Annotated in this window: 19 protein-coding genes; 12 read left to right on the top strand and 7 right to left on the bottom strand. The window is 32.1% G+C overall.

Annotation, left to right across the window (positions count from 1 at the left end; genetic code table 11):
- Positions 1-64 precede the first annotated feature (64 nt).
- From ACZIYX_RS16820 to trhO, 4 genes are all read right to left on the bottom strand, one after another.
- Positions 65-2395, bottom strand: coding sequence for a penicillin-binding protein 1A (locus tag ACZIYX_RS16820; RefSeq protein WP_462683416.1), 2331 nt, complete (start codon positions 2393-2395; stop codon positions 65-67).
- A 90-nt stretch (positions 2396-2485) separates the two neighbouring features.
- Positions 2486-2977: a gliding motility lipoprotein GldH gene (locus ACZIYX_RS16815; RefSeq protein WP_462683415.1), complete on the bottom strand. Its 492-nt coding sequence runs from the start codon at positions 2975-2977 to the stop codon at positions 2486-2488.
- Positions 2964-4316: a PSP1 domain-containing protein gene (locus tag ACZIYX_RS16810; protein ID WP_462683414.1), complete on the bottom strand. Its 1353-nt coding sequence runs from the start codon at positions 4314-4316 to the stop codon at positions 2964-2966. The genes ACZIYX_RS16815 and ACZIYX_RS16810 overlap by 14 nt, the downstream gene beginning before the upstream one ends.
- Positions 4317-4484: 168 nt before the next feature.
- A complete protein-coding gene (trhO, locus tag ACZIYX_RS16805) occupies positions 4485-5516 on the bottom strand; it encodes an oxygen-dependent tRNA uridine(34) hydroxylase TrhO (RefSeq protein WP_462683413.1) in 1032 nt (343 codons plus the stop codon).
- A 627-nt stretch (positions 5517-6143) separates the two neighbouring features.
- Between trhO and recA the strand changes: the two genes are divergently transcribed.
- The 4 genes from recA to ACZIYX_RS16785 all read left to right on the top strand — a co-directional run bounded on the left by recA (position 6144) and on the right by ACZIYX_RS16785 (position 9854).
- Positions 6144-7151 carry a recombinase RecA gene (recA, locus tag ACZIYX_RS16800; protein ID WP_462683440.1) on the top strand — a complete coding sequence of 336 codons (1008 nt, stop codon included), beginning with the start codon at positions 6144-6146 and terminating at the stop codon, positions 7149-7151.
- Between the two features lie 130 nt (positions 7152-7281).
- On the top strand, positions 7282-7695 hold the full coding sequence (locus ACZIYX_RS16795) for a hypothetical protein (RefSeq protein ID WP_462683412.1): 414 nt from the start codon (positions 7282-7284) through the stop codon (positions 7693-7695).
- Between the two features lie 30 nt (positions 7696-7725).
- On the top strand, positions 7726-8277 hold the full coding sequence (locus ACZIYX_RS16790) for an RNA polymerase sigma factor (RefSeq protein WP_462683411.1): 552 nt from the start codon (positions 7726-7728) through the stop codon (positions 8275-8277).
- Positions 8274-9854 carry a hypothetical protein gene (locus tag ACZIYX_RS16785; protein WP_462683410.1) on the top strand — a complete coding sequence of 527 codons (1581 nt, stop codon included), beginning with the start codon at positions 8274-8276 and terminating at the stop codon, positions 9852-9854. The genes ACZIYX_RS16790 and ACZIYX_RS16785 overlap by 4 nt, the downstream gene beginning before the upstream one ends.
- A 107-nt stretch (positions 9855-9961) precedes the next feature.
- On the opposite strand, the gene ACZIYX_RS16780 is transcribed toward ACZIYX_RS16785, so the two are convergent.
- A complete protein-coding gene (locus tag ACZIYX_RS16780) occupies positions 9962-10705 on the bottom strand; it encodes a lysophospholipid acyltransferase family protein (protein ID WP_462683409.1) in 744 nt (247 codons plus the stop codon).
- 76 nt (positions 10706-10781) lie between these two features.
- Between ACZIYX_RS16780 and trpS the strand changes: the two genes are divergently transcribed.
- The 7 genes from trpS (at position 10782) to ACZIYX_RS16745 (ending at position 17118) form a co-directional block, all read left to right on the top strand.
- Positions 10782-11750, top strand: a complete 969-nt coding sequence (gene trpS / locus ACZIYX_RS16775) for a tryptophan--tRNA ligase (protein ID WP_462683408.1) — start codon at positions 10782-10784, stop codon at positions 11748-11750.
- A 708-nt stretch (positions 11751-12458) separates the two neighbouring features.
- Complete coding sequence (locus ACZIYX_RS16770; RefSeq protein WP_462683407.1) at positions 12459-12608, top strand: hypothetical protein; 150 nt, start codon at positions 12459-12461, stop codon at positions 12606-12608.
- Position 12609: 1 nt separating this feature from the next.
- Positions 12610-12762: a hypothetical protein gene (locus ACZIYX_RS16765; RefSeq protein WP_462683406.1), complete on the top strand. Its 153-nt coding sequence runs from the start codon at positions 12610-12612 to the stop codon at positions 12760-12762.
- A gap of 652 nt (positions 12763-13414) precedes the next feature.
- Positions 13415-13570, top strand: coding sequence for a hypothetical protein (locus ACZIYX_RS16760; protein WP_462683405.1), 156 nt, complete (start codon positions 13415-13417; stop codon positions 13568-13570).
- Positions 13571-14391: 821 nt separating this feature from the next.
- The gene (locus ACZIYX_RS16755; RefSeq protein ID WP_462683404.1) at positions 14392-15498 is read left to right on the top strand and encodes a DNA alkylation repair protein; all 1107 of its coding nucleotides are present in this window, start codon (positions 14392-14394) and stop codon (positions 15496-15498) included.
- Between the two features lie 327 nt (positions 15499-15825).
- Complete coding sequence (locus tag ACZIYX_RS16750; protein ID WP_462683403.1) at positions 15826-16152, top strand: hypothetical protein; 327 nt, start codon at positions 15826-15828, stop codon at positions 16150-16152.
- Positions 16153-16161: 9 nt separating this feature from the next.
- A complete protein-coding gene (locus ACZIYX_RS16745; RefSeq protein ID WP_462683402.1) occupies positions 16162-17118 on the top strand; it encodes a hypothetical protein in 957 nt (318 codons plus the stop codon).
- A gap of 293 nt (positions 17119-17411) precedes the next feature.
- On the opposite strand, the gene ACZIYX_RS16740 is transcribed toward ACZIYX_RS16745, so the two are convergent.
- Positions 17412-17648, bottom strand: a complete 237-nt coding sequence (locus ACZIYX_RS16740) for a helix-turn-helix domain-containing protein (RefSeq protein ID WP_462683401.1) — start codon at positions 17646-17648, stop codon at positions 17412-17414.
- Positions 17649-17730: 82 nt separating this feature from the next.
- Here ACZIYX_RS16740 and ACZIYX_RS16735 point away from each other — a divergent pair, with 82 nt between their 5' ends.
- A complete protein-coding gene (locus ACZIYX_RS16735; protein ID WP_462683400.1) occupies positions 17731-17880 on the top strand; it encodes a hypothetical protein in 150 nt (49 codons plus the stop codon).
- Positions 17881-18022: 142 nt separating this feature from the next.
- Here ACZIYX_RS16735 and ACZIYX_RS16730 read toward each other — a convergent pair whose 3' ends face one another.
- Positions 18023-18517: a hypothetical protein gene (locus ACZIYX_RS16730; RefSeq protein ID WP_462683399.1), complete on the bottom strand. Its 495-nt coding sequence runs from the start codon at positions 18515-18517 to the stop codon at positions 18023-18025.
- Positions 18518-18963 lie beyond the last annotated feature (446 nt).

The following is an 18963-nucleotide window of genomic DNA, read 5'->3' as shown; positions in this document are numbered from 1 at the left end:
TAATACGATATGTTTTGAAATGGGATAGTTTTATCAAATAATTTAATAGACAGAAGCCTTTTGTTTAAAGACTAAATTCATCTATGTTTTCATCTTGAGAACTATTTTGTCTAAAAGCTCTGCAATCTACTTCGATAGTTAGATTTTCTGGTCTGGCAAATGCGTCTTTAGAAATATCCAATGTTTTATCTGTATAACATTTTTTCATAAACAATCCCCAAACAGGTAATGCCATTGTAGCTCCCTGACCAAATGTTGTGGTTTGGAAATGTGTTGCCCGATCATCTCCTCCTACCCATACTCCTGTACAAAGGTTAGGGACAATACCCATAAACCAACCATCACTTTGATTTTGTGTTGTTCCCGTTTTACCAGCTATTGGGTTGGTAAACTGATAAGGGTGCCCTGTAACCACATTTTTAATATCGTATCTTGAGGAAGGCCCGGTACGTAATCGTACACCCGATCCGGATTGGGTAACCCCCTCCATCAAATTAATAGTTACATAGGCTGCTTCTTTACTGATAACGTCTTTGGTTTCTGGTACAAATTGATATAAAATTGTTCCGTTTTTATCTTCAATACTTGTAATTGTTACCGGCTTGGTATAAATGCCTTGATTAGCAAAAGTACTGTAGGCTCCTACCATTTCTGATAGTTTTAAATCTACAGACCCCAACGCTATGGATGCAACTTCAAGAATATCTGATTCTACTCCCATTTTTTTTGCTAACCGAACAATCGGTTCTGGACCTATTCTATCCATTAACCGTGCAGAGATTGTATTTACAGATTTTGCCAACGCCTCTTTAAGGTTCATATACCCTGTGTAATCTCCGTCACTATTTTTGGGTGTCCAACCATTATCAATTACCCCATGGGATCCCGCAGGAATAGTAATCTGAGATTTTGGCAATGTATCACAAGGCGACAATTTAAGCTGGTCTATTGCAGTTGCATATACAAAAGGCTTAAAGGTAGATCCTACTTGGCGAGCTCCTTGATATACATGATCGTATTGAAAATGCTTGTAATTGATTCCTCCTACCCAAGCTTTTATATGTCCTGTTTGTGGCTCTACAGACATTAATCCAGAGCGTAAAAACTTTTTGTAATATAGTATAGAGTCTTTGGGGGTCATGATTGTATCAATTTCTCCTTTCCAACTAAATATGCTCATTTCGGTTTTTACGTCAAAAGATTTTCTTATTTCTTTTTCACTTTTGCCTTGACTAAGCATAATTTTTCTTCTTGCAGAAGATCGAATACTTCTATCCAATATTTTTTCTATTTCGGTTTTTGTTATATCCCTGAATGGTGTGGTTTTATTTTTCTTTTCTTGCTTATCAAATTCTTTTTGAAGATTTGACAGATGTTCTTCAACCGCTTCTTCTGCATATTTTTGCATTCTTGAATCTATAGTTACATTAATTTTTAATCCATCTCTATAGATATCAAAATATTCTGATTCGCCTTCTTCGTTTTTTTGTTTTGGATTGTTTTTTACCCAATCAGACATCCAGCTTCTAACGTATTCTCTAAAATATGTAGCTGTTCCATCATTATGCCCTTCAGGAGAATAATCTAATTTAAGGGGTAACTGTTTTAGACTATCTCTTTCTTTTTCTGTAAGGTATTCGTATTTTTCCATTTGGCTAAGAACAACATCTCTTCTGTCCTTTACCATGTCTGGTCTTCGTAATGGATTAAACAATGATGAGTTTTTTAGCATTCCCACCAATACTGCTGCTTCTTCCTTATTAAGGTCTTTTGGGTTTTTTCTGAAATAAATTCTGGATGCAGAACTTATCCCAATTGCCTGATTTAAGAAATCATATTTATTAAGGTACATTGTTATGATTTCTTTTTTGGTATATTGTCTTTCGAGGCGTATAGCGATAACCCATTCCTGGATTTTTTGTAAATATCTTTCTATTTTATTTTTCGACCCTCCTGTAAATAATTGCTTTGCCAACTGCTGTGATATGGTGCTGGCCCCCCCCTTGGTGCCTAAAAAAACAAATGCTCTTAAAGTCCCTCTGGCGTCAATACCCGAATGCTCATAAAATCTGGCATCTTCTGTTGCTATCAGCGCATTTACCAAATGCTCTGGCAAATCTTCATAACTAATAGGGGTACGGTTTTCTTTGAAAAAGGTTCCTATTTGAACCCCGTCTGAGGAGATAATTTGGGTAGCAAGATCATTTTGCGGGTTTTCCAACTCTTCAAATTTTGGCATCTCACCAAAAACTCCCCAACTAGCCAAAAGAAACAACATTGCTATTAAAAAAATTCCTGTGGCAAATAGTATCCAGAATCCTTTTATAAATTTTAAGGTATAATTAGCAGGAGTCTTTGCTCTATTTTTTCTTGCTTTAGGTTTTGCTTTTGCCATATTTTAGCTATTTAAATCTAATGGTTTATGGTTTACAGAAATAAAATCTTTTCTTTTAGGTGTTTTTTATGCTATTAAAGAATACCTGCCTTAAGGGTTTTGTGCGTTTTCTATTCTGAACCCGACATCTGTAATCCCTTCTAAGGATGATACTCCTTCTACCTCTCCATTCTTTCTCATTGCATGCTGCAAAGTTATTGTATAATTTCCTTTTTCTTTAAATTTTACATTTTCTTTATACCACAGTTTATTTTCTTTAAGATCAGAAAAACCTGTTCCCAACCATTTCCCGTCCGGAGTAGCAAAACGATACTCTAAAGTATCTGTAACCACCTTACCATTAGGAAATTGTATTTGGCTGATTAAAAACAAATTACTGTATTTGTAATCGTTGGTGTTGCGTATATTGATAAACAAGTTATAGGTTTTTGCTGTATCTAATTCTGGAAGTGTAAAACTTATTTTTTCGTTCATTTCCCATGCACCAGAAACATTTTGATAGGCATCAAAAACCTGTTTGTCATCACATGACATTAAAATTGTTACAATAAATGGTACTAAAAAAAACTTAAGTTTTGTCATTATTTCTGTTACGAGACCTACGTTTCTTATTGCGTTGATTATTTGATTTTTTGTTTCCAGAATCCCCACTTTTTGGTTTGCTTGAAGCTATTACTTTCTTTTCAGAAGCTTTGTTTTTTGGTTTATTTACTACTATTTGTTTTTCTGAAGTCCGGTTTCTTGGTTTGTTTGATACAACAGTTTCCTTTTCTGAAGTATCTCCATTTTTGTTTTTTCTCCTGTTACGACTTCTTCTTTTGTTATGTTTGGGTTGATCAAATCGTGTTAAACTATCTTGCCCTACAACGTTTTCAAATTCTGTTTTAGTATCTTCTGTAAGTTCTAAAGCAAATTCTTCTAAGCTGGGTACTTTTTCATTATTAGCATTTATAGCTATTATTTCATTAACATCCTCTACAGCGATTTTGTGCCAATTCATCCACTCTCCTTCGTATGCATACCACAATAACCCTTTAAAAATATCGATTTTTTGAAATACTGCTATTCCTTTTTCTGTTCTAAGTTTTATATCTGTTTTAGGAAAACTACTAAGTGCATCTATATAAGCATCTAGTTCATAATTAAGACAGCACTTTAATTTTCCGCATTGACCTGCTAATTTTTGTGGGTTTAAAGACAGCTGTTGGTATCTTGCCGCACTTGTGTTTACCGATCTGAAATCGGTAAGCCAGGTAGAGCAACATAACTCTCTTCCGCAAGAACCAATTCCCCCAAGTCTGGCAGCTTCTTGTCTAAAACCTACTTGCCTCATTTCTATTCTTGTACTAAACTCATGGGCAAATTCTTTTATTAACTGCCTAAAGTCTACACGTTCTTCTGCTGTATAATAAAAAGTAGCTTTGGATCCGTCTCCTTGAAACTCGATATCAGAAATTTTCATTTGCAGATTTAACCTTATAGCTATCTCTCGTGCCCGAACTTTCATGCTATCTTCTTGGTTACGAGAATTTTGCCAAAGATCAATATCTTTTTGAGTTGCTTTTCTATAAATTTTCTTTACTTCTTCACTATCAATCTCTACCTTCTTTTTTTTCATTTGAATACGAACCAACTCCCCGGTAAGGCTAACAATACCAACATCATGCCCTGGAGAACATTCTGTAGCAACCACATCTCCTATTGCCAGCGAAAGGTTTTCGGTATTTTTAAAGAAGTGTTTCCTTCCGTTCTTGAATCGTATTTCTACACAAGAAAAAGGCTCTGCACCACTTGGAAGAGACATATTGGATAACCAATCAAAAACTGTTAATTTATTACACCCATCGGTACCACAGGTACCATTATTTTTACAGCCTTTCGGTTGCCCGTCTTTTGCGGAGGAACAACTGTTACACCCCATATTTTCTATCTATATTGAAATTTGTTTGCAAATTTTTTAAACCGCAACAAATCGGATTCTTACTATAATTAGTAACAAATTTTTTGCTACCTAATATCTTAATCGTTAAAGATACTATGAAATGAGGATAAAAAAAATTATCTACTGAGTATCTTTAGTTTTCTTGCTTTACTTTTTGTATTTTAACGCTTCAGAGCGTCCTTTTTTAAATATTTTATTACTGTTTCCTTTTCCTTTGCGCAATGCCTTTTGTTCTTCGTGTGGGAGTCTGTTTATCTCCATGCATTCTGTCGAGCAACAGTTCTCTAAAGCTTTGGCGCATTCTTCGCATTGAATAAATAATAAGTGGCATGCTTCGTTTTGGCAATTTACATGAGTATCACAAGGCCTTCCGCATTGATGACAGCTAGCTATTATATCCTCTGTTATCCGCTCTGCGCGCCGGTGATCAAAAACAAAGTTTTTACCCAAAAATTTATTCTCCAAACCTTGTGCTTCTACTTGTCTTGCATACTCAATGATACCTCCTTCTAATTGAAATACATTTTTAAACCCTTTATGTTTATAATATGCACTTGCCTTTTCACACCGTATACCACCAGTACAATACATTACCAGTTTTTTGTCTTCTTTATGGTCTTTAAGATTTTCTTCTATAATATCCAAAGAGTCTCTAAAAGTATCTACATCCGGAGTAACTGCTCCTTTAAAATGACCTATCTCGCTTTCATAATGATTACGCATATCCACCAATACAGTATCGGGATCTTCAATAAGCTCATTAAATTTTTGAGCGTCCACATGTACCCCTTTATTGGTAACATCAAAAGTAGTGTCGTTTAACCCATCTGCAACAATTTTGCTGCGAATTTTCACTTTTAGTTTTAAGAACGATTTTGTGTCTTGTTCTCTGGCAATGTTAAGACGAACATTTTCCAGGAAAGAAATACTGTCCAAATGTTTTTTAAACGCTTCAAAATTAGGTGCCGGAACAGATAATTGTGCATTAATACCCTCTTTGGCAACATAAATTCGCCCAAGAACCTCAAGTTCATCCCAATGTATAAAAAGATGGTTCCTGAAAACCTGTGTATTACCTATATGTGCATATTTATAGAAAGATAGCGTAAGCCGGTCGGTACCAGCTTCATCAATAAGAACTGCTCTTTCCTTTGCACTTAATTTATTGTACAGTTGCATGCTATACCTCTATTTTAAGTTAAAAGAAATTTGTTTAATTGCGCAAAAGTACAAATAGCAGACAGATATCCAAATATTGATGTTAAAATAAAAAAATGCCTTGAAAGTTATTTCAAGGCATTTTTTGGGCTAATTCGTTATTATTTTTATTTAACAATTAAAAAATATAATAACGAAGCTAGCCTCCCTCTACCATACAATTACTAATCTTAGTAATTGTACACCCATCAAGGTTATGTCGGGTGACTCTTTTAAGAAATTTCATCTTTTGTCTTTCTCCAACTTTTTAGTTCATATTGCTTTTACATAATAGATGATAAAAATCAAATAAGGTTGCGTTACAGGTCATTATTTAACATACACGAATTATGAAAATAAAACATGATATTTTGTGCAAAACACAGTCTTAGCAGATTGCCTGAGGCTGTTGTCTGCATGATATTCAGCAAAAACTTTCTCTTTCATTTTGGAGGCGAGCTTTTCAGAATTAAAACCCACAGTGTAGATTAAATAATCCCGTTTTGTTGTTGATAATGATTTTATAATCCCTACCCCAACTACAAAAAGAAATAGTATTTTAGCCAAAAGTTAATATCAATGTCAAATCCCGATATATTTGAACAACAAATGAGTACAGAGAAAGACGAAAAGTTAAAAGTATTAAAACTTACCCTGGATAAATTAGATAAAGCTTACGGCAAAGGAACAGTAATGAAAATGGGGGATAAAGCTGTTCAGGAAGTAGAAGTTATTTCTACAGGATCTCTAGGTTTAGACCTGGCACTAGGTGTTGGTGGATATCCAAGAGGTCGAGTAATTGAAATATACGGTCCTGAATCTTCTGGTAAAACGACACTAACTTTACATGCAATTGCGCAAGCACAAAAAGCAGGCGGTATTGCTGCTTTTATTGATGCAGAACACGCTTTTGATCGTTTTTATGCAGAAAAATTAGGAGTGGATATTGATAATTTGATTATTTCTCAACCAGATCATGGAGAACAAGCTTTAGAAATTGCTGATAACTTGATTAGGTCTGGTGCTATTGATATTATTGTTATAGATTCTGTAGCGGCATTAACTCCCAAAAGTGAGATCGAAGGAGAAATGGGAGATTCTAAAATGGGACTGCACGCAAGATTGATGTCCCAAGCACTTCGAAAATTAACCAGCTCTATTAGCAAGACCAATTGCACCGTAATTTTTATTAACCAACTTCGTGATAAAATTGGGGTAATGTTTGGAAGTCCGGAAACTACTACCGGAGGTAATGCATTAAAATTTTACGCATCGGTGCGGTTAGATATTCGTCGTTCTACACAAATTAAAGATAGTAATAGTGAAGTTACAGGAAATAAAACCAGAGTAAAAGTGGTGAAAAATAAAGTAGCTCCACCTTTTAGAACCGCAGAATTTGATATTATGTATGGCGAAGGGATCTCTAAAAATGGTGAAATAATCGATATTGGTGTAGATTATGAAATCATCAAGAAAAGTGGTTCTTGGTTTAGTTATCAAGACACCAAGCTTGGTCAGGGGCGTGATGCTGTAAAAACATTGCTTAATGATAATCCTGAGCTTATGGAAGAACTTGAAGAAAAAATTAAAGCTGCCATAAAAATTGCAAAAGAATAAATTTTTATTTTTAAGGTATAAAAAAATCCCGAAACTTCGGGATTTTTTTATACCTTAAAAGCAACCATATCCATATTTCAGCATCTATGATAAACAGATGAATTGTATGATTTCTCAAAACCCCAAAATTATGAGAAGGATAAAAATAATTTTTGCGTTTTTTTTTATTATCACCTTTATTGGATGCTCTGATGATGATGAAACTAGGTTTTTTTATGAATTAGTTACTGTTCATGAAGCAACACTGCCGGATCAGTTTAATAGAGGAGAAACGTATACGATTAATGTATCTTACTTTAGACCAACAGATTGTCATTCTTTTTCTGGTTTTGATTACACCAAATTAGGAAATGAACGAACAGTATCTGTTGTTAATCTGGTAGTAAGTGAAGGTAATTGTAAAGAGCTGGAAAAAAAAGATCTGGTTAAGGTATCTTTTGATTTTTTTGTAGGTCAGGAAAATTCTTATGTATTTAGATTTTGGCAAGGACGAAATGAAAATGGTGATAACCAGTTTTTAACTATAGAAGTACCTGTAATATAAGTTTTTATTATCATCCTAAAAAAGTAATTAGTGGGCTTGGACCAACTCATAAAAAAATGTAAGAAAAAAAATCCTCAGGCACAAGAGCAATTGTACAGGTTATTTAGTAGCAAACTGTTTTCAATTTGTTTAAAATATTCTAATGATTATTCTAGTGCTGAAGATACTTTACAGGATGCCTTTATTACCATTTTTGATAAAATAAATCAATATAAAAACCAAGGTTCTTTTGAAGGTTGGCTAAAACGGGTAACTATTAATACTGCTTTACAAAAATATAGAAAACAAAAGGTTTTTGATATTATTAATGAAGAACAAATTGAAGAAATAGAAATAGAAGTCAATGAAGAAGAGATTTCACTAGATTATCTTTTAAAAATCATTCAGCAATTACCAGAGCGGTATCGATTGGTTTTTAATCTTTATGTGCTGGATGGCTATTCACACAAAGAAGTTGCCGAAATGCTGGATATATCTATTGGGACTTCCAAATCAAATCTGGCAAGAGCCAGAAATATTTTGAAAGAAAAACTAGAACACAGCCAAGAACCATATTTTCAGTCAATTGAAGGACAAAGATGAATGATAAAAAGAATATAGACAGGTTATTTCAAGAAAAGTTTAAGGACTTTGATGTAAGCCCTGATGAAGTAGTTTGGGAAAAAATAAAAGCTCGTCAAAATAAAAAGGAAAAAAGATTGTTTTTATTGCCTTTTTGGTACAGAGCTTCTGGTGTTGCAGCTTTAATAGCGATACTGTTTGGTTTGAGCTACTCATTAAACAATACTTCAAAACAAAATAGTATTGTAACTAATACAGATAACCAAAAAGCAACCGAGCAGCATCCTCAAAATAGTAATCTTAAAATTCCTTCTGAAAAAAATGCCACAGAGGATATTACAGTAGTTTCTAAAGAAAAAGAAATCAAAAAAATCGACAAAAGACATGGAAAGAATAACCCCGATCATAAAAGGACTGTTCAAAACCTGCCCTCTGAATCTACTTTTGTAAAAGAAAACAGAATAACTACTATTTCTGGTGCTTCTAAGCCTGAAAAAAACGACCATTATATAACAAAAACGAAGGGAAATACCACTAACGAAAATAAAATTGCGAAGCATATACCTACGGCAACAATAAATACGGATTTGACCAAACAGAAACCAACAACAAAAAATCCTATTGTAACAGACTATCAAAATCAAGGAGTTGTATTTGAAAGAGAATTGTCCCCCGTTTTTATAGATCCTAATGAAAAAAGCAATGTAATTGCTACAAAAAATATTGTAAACAACGGTAACAATGTTTCAGGATCAAAAGAAGATATTCCTGCAAAAGAAAATTTTGATACTCAAGATATCAGTAACAAGAAGTCCTTATTTGATGCCATAAAGGAAGAACAAGAAGATAAAATTGTTACAGAAAGCTCCTCTGCCAAAAAATGGAATATCTCTCCTAATATAGCCCCGGTATATTATAATTCTATTGGTAATGGATCTTCAATTGATTCGCAATTTGCAGACAACAATAAAAATGGAGAAATAAACATGAGTTATGGGGTACAGGTTTCTTATGCTATCAATAAAAAACTTAAGGTTCGTTCTGGAGTTAATAAAGTAGATTTAAGTTATAATACCAAAGACATAGGTTTTGTTCCTTCGGCAACTGGTCAAAACTTGCAAAGTGTAAAGTACAACTCCATCGCTACTGCAATTTTTATTTCGGATATAGGAAACAGACCAGAAAACATTTCTGAATCTTCAGACATTAACAGAAACGCAATAGATCAAACGCAAAATATAGGATTGCTTAATCAAAGTATTGCATATATAGAAGTTCCCATGGAAATGAAATACGCTTTGATAGATAAAAAATTTGGGGTAAACATGATTGGTGGTATTAGTACATTGTTTTTGCAAAACAATGAAATATCTATAGAAGCAGGGGATTTTGAGACCCCTATAGGAGAAGCAAACAATCTTAATAAAGTAAGTTTTAGTGGAAATATTGGTTTAGGTGTAGATTATAAATTATCAGATCATTTAGAAATTAATCTGGAACCTATTTTTAAGTACCAGTTTAATGCATTTAATGAAACTGCAAATACATTTAAGCCTTATTATTTTGGAGTATACACAGGTGTAAGCATCAAGTTTTAAATATATAAGCTTTTTAGTTGGTTAGGTAGTTATTGCTGCTTTACTTAGCGAGCAATGATGAGCAAAGCCGTTTCTGGGGAGAAACGGCTTTAGTTTTTTAGCCCGGATTATTTGTCAAGATCTTTCTTCAGGTTTTTAAAAATAATATCCCATGTTTTTTCTTTTAACTCCTTTTTATTTTCTTGTGTTAGTCCTTTGGTTGAAATTTCTTTAAGAATACGAGCCCTCATAATCCCGGGGCTACCACTAAAAAAAGTATATGAAAACCTCTTTTTGTTATCTAAAAACACTAAAGGTAAAACAGGTATTTGATGATCTATTGCTAGTCTAAAAGCTCCGTCTTTAAAAACATCCAAAACGATAGATTCATCATCGGGAACTCCTCCTTCCGGAAAAATACAAATACTAGTTCCTTTATTTAATCTGGCTTGTGCACGATCAAAAACTTCTTTTCTGCTACGTTGGTTGTTGCGATCTACCAAAATACAAGTTCGTTTATAGAAAAACCCAAAGATTGGAATTTTTGCCAACTCCTTTTTTCCTACAAATACAAAAGGGTTTTTAACACTGTATAACATTAGCATTATATCTGTCATAGAGGTGTGGTTAGCAACAAACATATAACTTTTGTGCCGGTCTGTTTTGGATTCTTTGGCAATACTTGGCAAAAATCCGGACCCATACAAAACAATTGTAGCCCAAAATCTAGCCATCACAAAAAATTGAGGATACCATGATTCTTTAGAAGAAAATACCAAAAGGGCAGGAAACATTATAATTATGGGAAGTCCCATAATGATATAGAACCAAATACGCCATAATAGGATTAGTATATTTTTAAGTGCGTGCATATCTTCAAAAATACACAATTGGTTTGAGGTATGTGAACAAAAAAATTACCTTTGCTAACAAATTATAAAAATTATCATGTCTAGAATTCTAACAGGAATACAAAGCACAGGAACTCCACATTTAGGAAACTTATTAGGGGCAATTATTCCGGCAATCCAAATGGCCAATGAGCCACAAAACGAGTCTTTTTTGTTTATTGCCAATATGCACTCTCTTACACAGATCAAAGATGCCAAAGCATTAAGAGAAAACACCTGTTCTACTGCTGCTGCCTGGTTAGCTTTTGGGCTAGATATTGAAAAGACTGTTTTTTATCGTCAAAGTGATATCCCCCAGGTAACAGAGCTATCCTGGTATTTAAGTTGTTTTTTTCCATATCAACGATTAACACTGGCACATTCTTTTAAAGATAAAGCAGATAGGTTAGAAGATGTAAATGCGGGATTATTTACCTACCCTATGCTAATGGCTGCCGATATACTGTTGTACGATGCCGAAATTATTCCTGTAGGCAAGGATCAGTTACAACATATAGAAATAACCAGAGATGTAGCCTCTCGTATACACAATCAAGTAGGCGATATATTTGTACTGCCCGAAGGTCAGGTAAGAAAAGAAACCATGTATGTGCCAGGAACAGACGGTAGTAAAATGAGCAAATCAAAAGGAAACATTATTAACCTGTTTTTGCCCGATAAACAATTGCGTAAACAGATAATGACTATTGCTACAGATAGCATACCTCTTGAAGAGCCAAAAGACCCAAATACCTGTAATGTATTTGCACTATATAAATTAATTGCTACTCCAGAACAACAAGACCAAATGCGGGATAACTATCTTGGGGGTAATTATGGATATGGGCATGCCAAACAAGCTTTGTATGAATTATTGGTCGAAAAATTTTCTGTAGAGCGCGAGCGCTATAATTATTATATGAGCAATCTTAATGAAATAGACGAGGCATTAGCTATAGGAGCCAAAAAAGCAACCATAATTGCAAATGGTGTATTAGAAAGAGTTAGACAAAAGATTGGATATTAATCCCTCATTAAAGGGTGTGATTTTTTGGGAGTTGCCCCCGATCACAAAATATATTTTTAGAGAACATATACTCTGTGGCTTTCCGCGCAAGGTTGTTGATTCTCTTTAGCTATCCAAAAAGCAATATCAAAATTTAATCAAGAACAGTATATATTCATTTACACTACAAGATTATTTGCGCTTTTTACAGAGAAAGCTTAAATAATATATTAACAAATTGTAAACTATATAGCTCTAATTAGCATTTTTTGCAATATAATAATACCTTTAAAAAGTCAAAATATATATATTAAAACCCTCTTTTTTACTACTTAATGCATTTGTGCGTTATCTTTTTTTTGAACATTTCTTTTTGTTTAAAAATCAAATAGTTATCGTTTTGTTTTTTTATTTTTAACATGCAAAAACAAAAATGTTGATAACTATTTTAATGTTTGTTTTGTCCAGTGTTTATAGTGTCTAACAGAGATAATAAGGAAAAAACCTTTATGATCCTGATTTTTTACCGTAACCATGTTTGTTATTTTATTTTTAAATTAAACTTATAAACTTTATATGGATAAAGTTTCAAATTACCCCCTCTCTTGATTATATAATAGCTATATACATATACCTGTTTGGGTTTATATTATAGTTACATATATAAATAGTTTTGTAATAATGTAAAATAAGAGTTAAAGGTGTATAAACTAATCATATTCTTATATAATGAACAAAGAAGAACTATATCGTTATATGCTGGCATACAAAAATGAAAATCTTTTTAATAAAGAAGAGCAAAGCAATTTTATTAGGTTATTAGAAACTTTAAAACCCGATAATTACACTGAAGAAAAAAGAGTATTAAACAATAAATAAGATGATGACCGAAGAAAAATTATATGAAAGATTAATGGCTTACAAAAAAGAGCATGGAATAACCCAAGAAATGTATCAACATTATAAATGGGCTATAGAAACTATTAGAAAACAACAGCAAATCAAAGATCACGAAAAAAAAGAACAGATATAACCTCTAATCATAAAGTATTGTAGTGATTGAAGCTTTTTTGATTGAAGTGAAAACAGTTGGTTTTTATTCATCCCGAAGGCTTTTTTATATTTTACTGTAGAGCTACAAAGTAATTAAAAGATAAAATCAAGAATAAAAAAGAAGCATTTTACAAGTCAATTGAAAAAAGTTTATAGAGGTCAGCAGATAAATCTTGTTTAAAGTATAAACCGGATTTATAGTGATTTATGTAAATTTAACTTGATCCCTTTGAATGGTTTTTGTAGCAATAACAAAAGAAACCATATCTATAAGCCGGGTTGTAGATACAGGGGTTCTCGAAACTTTTTTACTGTGCTGCACTACACAAAAGCACAACCTGACATTTTTAATACATTTATAAAGATAGATCAGGTAGCTGTCACTAATATCTATTTGTTTAAATTAATAATATAGCTTTTACGGTTTGCCATAAAAAAGTTTCGAATTTTCTTCTTAATTTAATCCCTCATTCAGGGTATAATTACCAGAGGCTTGCCTCAAAAACAAAATATGTTTTCGAAAACATACCTAGTGAGCTCGCTCCAAGATTGTTGATTATACCCAAAAAACTCTAAAGCCGGATAACCATACATATAAGAGAAGTAAAAAAATATTATAAAACTTAATTTTTATGATGACCGAAGAAAAATTATACGAGAGATTAATGGATTATAAAAAAAAGCATGGAGTAACACAGGAAATGTTACAACACTATCATTGGGCAGTAGAAGTAATTCGACAACAACTGGCTGACAAAGAGCGTAATCAGAAAAATATAGAGGATTAAAAACTGTCAAAATAAATTGTCCTTTATAATTAATTACATCCAAATCCAATCACAGCCGTCAATGAACAAATAATAAAATTCAGCTTTCTGGAAAAGGTTTCGAAGTAAGTAGAAACCTTTTCTGTTACATAAGCTTTGTTTTTTTAATCCCAGACCCATAATTTATACCAAATTAATGATGAAATGTCATATAAAAAATGAATAAGTTTGGATGCGACATTTTATGGTTAAATTGGTATTGTATAACATCTGCATTACAAACATATCAAGGTTGATATTTGTTAACTACATATAACCCCATTATTATCTTCACAAAATTTTGCATAACAACATAATACCTTTTTTAACTTTGAAACACTGCATATAAATTGACATAAAACAAATTATTGTTGACATACCCTTGTCACTAACACAGATTATTTTTGTTTATGTTAAACCCGGATTATGCAATAGAACTTCGTGATGAGAATTTGAGATACCATAAATACAATGATTTTCTTAGTTTTTGCATAGCTGTTTACCCTGAGTTTATCCTGAGTTTATCGAAAGGCTAAGGTTAAATTAAAAAATCAAGTGTAATGGTTGTATTTGCAGTAGATTAAAGGTGTAATAAATTTTCTGTTGCATAATTCGGGCAATGTCATTAAGTTAAGAATTTAAACTATGGATTTAAAGTTTGTTAATGGTGGATTCCGGCTTACGCTGGAATCCATGATAGAAGTAAAGGGGTATTTTGCTTTTACAGATATTTAATCCTCAAAAAGACACGGCTTAAATGACATTGATAATCTGGGTTAAAATGATATAATAGGCAATAAATTATGGCAGAGTTATTTAAAAACATTTATACACATAAGTTTTTTGAAGAATTTATAGCTACTATTCAAAAAGTAGTTCCGGGCTTTGATGCTTTTTCCTTTTCTAATAAAATTTTTGACGATCAATGGCAACATAAAGAGTTAAAACAACGTATGAGACATATTACAAATGTCTTGCAAGAACATTTATCGTCTGATTACTGTATTAATGCAGATATTATTTTAAAAGTAATTGAACAGCTTAAAAAAGACGGTAAAAAAGAAAATAGCATAGAATATATGTTTTTACCTGATTTTATTGAAGTTTATGGTATGCAACATTACGAAATCTCTGTTAAAGCAATAGAAAAAATCACCCAGTTTACCAGTTGTGAGTTTGCTATTCGTCCTTTTATTATAAAATTTCCAAAAAAAGGGATGGATCAAATGATAAAATGGGCAACACACAAGCATCCCATGGTAAGAAGATTATCAACAGAAGGCTGTAGACCGCGTTTGCCTTGGGCTATAGCAATTAGCTTTTTAAAAAAAGACCCTTTGCCTATTGTCCCTATTCTTGAGCATCTTAAAAAAGATGAATCAGAATCGGTTAGAAGAAGCGTGGCGAATAACTTAAACGATATAGCAAAAGATAATCCCGATATCGTTATATCGCTTGCCAAAAAATGGTATGGAAAATCCAATGAAATCGATTGGGTAGTCAAGCATGCATGCAGAACACTCTTAAAGCAAGGAAACAAACAGATAATGGAACTATTTGGTTTTGAAACAGTATCACAAATAAAGATATCCAATTTTCAAATTCTTACTCCAAAGGTCAAGATAGGCCAAACATTAGAGTTTACTTTTCAGCTAAACAATACCGGTAATGTACCATCCAAATTACGCTTAGAATATGGACTGTATTATCAAAAAGCGAATAGAAGTTTGTCGAAAAAAGTTTTTAAAATAAGTGAAAAACTGTATCCCGAAAAATCAAAAACCAATATTGTTAGAAAACAATCGTTTAAAATAATAACTACCAGAAAATTTTATACAGGACTACATCAGGTATCTATAATAGTTAACGGAAATGAATTTGAAAAATACGATTTTATACTTACTTCATAAACCTCTTTAGCCTTTTTTAGCTTTTAAAATCCCCATTATAGGGGATTGAAATTTTTGTTTTCATTCAATAGTTTTATATGCACAATTTAAAATATAAATTAGAAAAAAAAGTAAAGCATATACAAGACAATAAAATTTATTTGTAGGGACTCTATAAAACTTTGTTTGAGCCACATTGCAGAGTTTGATTTTTTGAGGTTTACCCGGAAATAAAAGAAAAGGTTTCTGCGCAGTGCCCACGAGTTTGCATCAAAGTAATTTACGGCAGTATAACTTTGAAACAAAAAACTAAACATAAAAAACTATTTTTTGAAACAATATAATTACATGAAAAAAGCAAAATTCTATTTCAAATTAACCGCTGAAGGAAGATTGGCAAATGTGTTTTTCTTTCCCGAGCAAGAAAAATCAACTATATTTCTTGAAACAGATCAAGGAAGAAAAGAATGGGTAAATGAAGAGTTCGAATTATTAGTAGAAGATCCTTTTGAATATGGATTACAAGTATTTGGCGTGAGCGGTACCGAATGGAATGCAGAACTAAAACTTATCATAGATAACGAAAAAAAAGAGTTTATTAAATGGAGTGGTGTAACCGGAGATACCAGAAGAAACATTTCTGAAAGAACTAAACCCATCAAAAAACTTCCTTAAAAACAAATCATGAAAAATACATTCATAATCCTTGCTGTAAACCTGATAACCAATTCTGTCCTTGCACAATTTAGTGTGATCCAGAATGGAGATGGGGAAACGGCTTTTCAACTTTTTGGCTCAAATGTTGTTGCTATTAATGCTGAACAAACAGCAATTGGATTTTCTGTCCAACCTGAAAAAATAACAAATAATCAACGTAACTATTGGACGATAACATCCTCTGCCAATGCAAAAAATGGAACTGCCTCTGTTTTTAAGGGAGGAGAGTTTCAGCTTAGTGGTAAAATAGGTGCAAATATTATATTTGATAAAACCAAATATCCCGAAATTGGTTCTACAGAGGAAATAAATTTGGTATACAATTTTATAGGACTTGAAGGAATTTATTCCAGACACAACATCTTTGACGCAACAAAAGAACTTAAAGAGCAATTGGATGTGCAAACAAATTTAGGTTTTAGAATAAATTATGGATGGAATTTTGAAAATGTTAAAATTAATACTTCCGTTTTTGAAATTTTAGGAGAATTTACATCCGGAATCTCAGGATCTGTTGGAATTAAAGACAATTCGGATATTATAAGCCAGGTTGAAATAGTAACTACAACACAAACTTTTACAGAAGGGACTACCACACGAACTGTTTCTAGTACTAATGATGCTTTTGATAGTACTGATATAAGCAGAAGTGATTATTTTGCAAGAATTAATTTTGATTTTGGAAAACACCTTTTTAACAAAAGGGTTTTGGCTAATCTACATGCTACTTACGCTGTAGATGAAAACATTGAACCTGTTATAAATCCTTCTTTTGGGCTATTTATAACTACCAAAGGATCTCCTTTGGAAGCTATTGCCGGAATACAAATACAAACAAGAGACTGGGCAAATACCCGCAACTCCAATAAAAATAGATGGGAAAGATCTGTCATTGTTCTAACTGTGGGTTTTCCTTTTAATTAAATCAATAACCTTGGTGAAGCTCACAGGTATACTCTTGGAAATATATTTTGTTTTTAAAGTAAGTTTAGGGCTGTTTCAAAACCTTTAATGAGGTAATGTTATTAAGTTAACAACTTAAAATATTGATTTGTAATTCATTAACGGTGTGCTCCAACGTAGGTGGAATCCATAATGGGAGTAAAGGGGTATTTTGCTTTTACAGATATTTAATCTTCAAAAAGATACAGCTTAACTTAACGACATTGCTTAATGAGGTTAAAAAAGCCATAACAATTTATATGCAATAAGAAATTTTAAGGAGCTATCCTGTCAAAATCCTTACTGAATAAATCTTTGGGAGAAATTTCAAAATACTGACAAATTTTAAAAAGTGTCGTAAAAGAAATATCTCTTTTTCCTTGTTCTATTCTGCCAAAATGAATTCCTGTATCATTAAGGGCATTTTCTTGAGTTACTCCTTTCTTTGATCGTAACTCTTTTATTCGCTTAGCTAGTATATTAAGCAGCTCTTTTTTATCATTTTCTTCCACAACGGAAAATTCAGTTTAATAAAATACAATTTCAATTACCATTCAGTTATTTTTATTATATTTACTATATAACGAGTTTTATATGAAAAAAGAAGAATTATATCAATACATGCTGGCTTACTCGCAAGAGCATGAGTTTAGCTCTAAAAACCAAAGTAATTTTATTACAATAATGGAAACATTAAAATCAGGTGATACAAATACTTTGTTATCAAAAACTTCTGATTCTTAAGTGTTTTTATGCTGCAGAGTTTAAAAATCAATCTTAATGAACAGAGAAAAAGCTTTATAATAAATCACGGTATAGCAAGAGGAATAACAAGTATTTAGATTCTAAACCTTACCAAAAAAAAAACTGACAAGATTAATTCATTCTAATCATTTATATCTTTATGGCTATGCACTTTTTTAGTATAGATAAATTTAAGTATAGTTTTGTATTCTAAATCCGGATCTTCATACTCTATCGTAATTTCTAATTTTCCATTTTTTAAAACTACATCAGATTTTGTAAATATCAGGATATTGTTTTTATTATACGTAAAATAAAATATCCCGTTAGACCCTTCTTTCCATATTCCTTTAGTTTCTTCGGTATCCATTATACACTCTCCACCTGTACCAAAATCATCATAATAACTTTGTTCTATAAACTTACCATTTTCAAAAATATTTAAGGTAGTCATTTTATCACAAGAAGAAAGAGGAAATTCCTTAAGTAGATCACTATTTCCATCATTACTAAACTCTTGCTCAAGTTGCCATATACCTACAATTGTGTTTTTAGAAGTATTAGAGTCGTTATTTTTACACGAATACGTTCCAAATAATATCAAGAGCACAATATAAACAAGTAGAAGTCTCTTCATACAATGTGTTTCCAATTACGTAAGCAAAAATCAGGAAAATACTTTTGATTAACAAATATTTAACTCTTTAATATGCTTTTTGGCGAATAAAATAGTTATTTGTCGATGCGACTAGAGGTTTTATTAGTCAATTACCACAGAAGTGTTAAAAACCGTTGTTGAAGGTTTAAAAGGAGAATTTTATAAAAACCAAACCAGGGAGAATATAAATAAACTTATGAAAAGAGGCTAAATATACTATGTTGTGATTCATGTCATTTACACTTTAAATTTACCATAATAAATTATCTTTTTCAATTGGGTTTCAAAATAAAAATTAACTACAGCTATCGGCATAGTTTTGTATAAATACATATATTGTTGATTAGGCTATTATAAACCAGAGTATGTGTAATACCATTTTAACTTTGAAATAGCACTAATAAATTATTTCTTTTTCATCTGTT

The organism is Aquimarina sp. (genome assembly GCF_977115655.1).
The sequence above is the reverse complement of the archived record's forward strand: the minus strand, read 5'-3'. Positions and strand labels throughout refer to the sequence as shown.

Bases quoted from the DNA above. Each gene is read 5' to 3' on its own strand.
- ACZIYX_RS16730 (WP_462683399.1), bottom strand. From the start codon at position 18,517: ATGAAGAGACTTCTACTTGTTTATATTGTGCTCTTGATATTATTTGGA.
- ACZIYX_RS16755 (WP_462683404.1), top strand. From the start codon at position 14,392: ATGGCAGAGTTATTTAAAAACATTTATACACATAAGTTTTTTGAAGAA.
- ACZIYX_RS16750 (WP_462683403.1), top strand. From the start codon at position 15,826: ATGAAAAAAGCAAAATTCTATTTCAAATTAACCGCTGAAGGAAGATTG.
- ACZIYX_RS16770 (WP_462683407.1), top strand. From the start codon at position 12,459: ATGAACAAAGAAGAACTATATCGTTATATGCTGGCATACAAAAATGAA.
- ACZIYX_RS16780 (WP_462683409.1), bottom strand. From the start codon at position 10,705: ATGCACGCACTTAAAAATATACTAATCCTATTATGGCGTATTTGGTTC.
- ACZIYX_RS16735 (WP_462683400.1), top strand. From the start codon at position 17,731: ATGAAAAAAGAAGAATTATATCAATACATGCTGGCTTACTCGCAAGAG.
- ACZIYX_RS16745 (WP_462683402.1), top strand. From the start codon at position 16,162: ATGAAAAATACATTCATAATCCTTGCTGTAAACCTGATAACCAATTCT.
- trpS (WP_462683408.1), top strand. From the start codon at position 10,782: ATGTCTAGAATTCTAACAGGAATACAAAGCACAGGAACTCCACATTTA.
- trhO (WP_462683413.1), bottom strand. From the start codon at position 5,516: ATGCAACTGTACAATAAATTAAGTGCAAAGGAAAGAGCAGTTCTTATT.
- ACZIYX_RS16785 (WP_462683410.1), top strand. From the start codon at position 8,274: ATGAATGATAAAAAGAATATAGACAGGTTATTTCAAGAAAAGTTTAAG.
- recA (WP_462683440.1), top strand. From the start codon at position 6,144: ATGAGTACAGAGAAAGACGAAAAGTTAAAAGTATTAAAACTTACCCTG.
- ACZIYX_RS16795 (WP_462683412.1), top strand. From the start codon at position 7,282: ATGAGAAGGATAAAAATAATTTTTGCGTTTTTTTTTATTATCACCTTT.
- ACZIYX_RS16760 (WP_462683405.1), top strand. From the start codon at position 13,415: ATGATGACCGAAGAAAAATTATACGAGAGATTAATGGATTATAAAAAA.
- ACZIYX_RS16820 (WP_462683416.1), bottom strand. From the start codon at position 2,395: ATGGCAAAAGCAAAACCTAAAGCAAGAAAAAATAGAGCAAAGACTCCT.
- ACZIYX_RS16810 (WP_462683414.1), bottom strand. From the start codon at position 4,316: ATGGGGTGTAACAGTTGTTCCTCCGCAAAAGACGGGCAACCGAAAGGC.
- ACZIYX_RS16765 (WP_462683406.1), top strand. From the start codon at position 12,610: ATGATGACCGAAGAAAAATTATATGAAAGATTAATGGCTTACAAAAAA.
- ACZIYX_RS16815 (WP_462683415.1), bottom strand. From the start codon at position 2,977: ATGACAAAACTTAAGTTTTTTTTAGTACCATTTATTGTAACAATTTTA.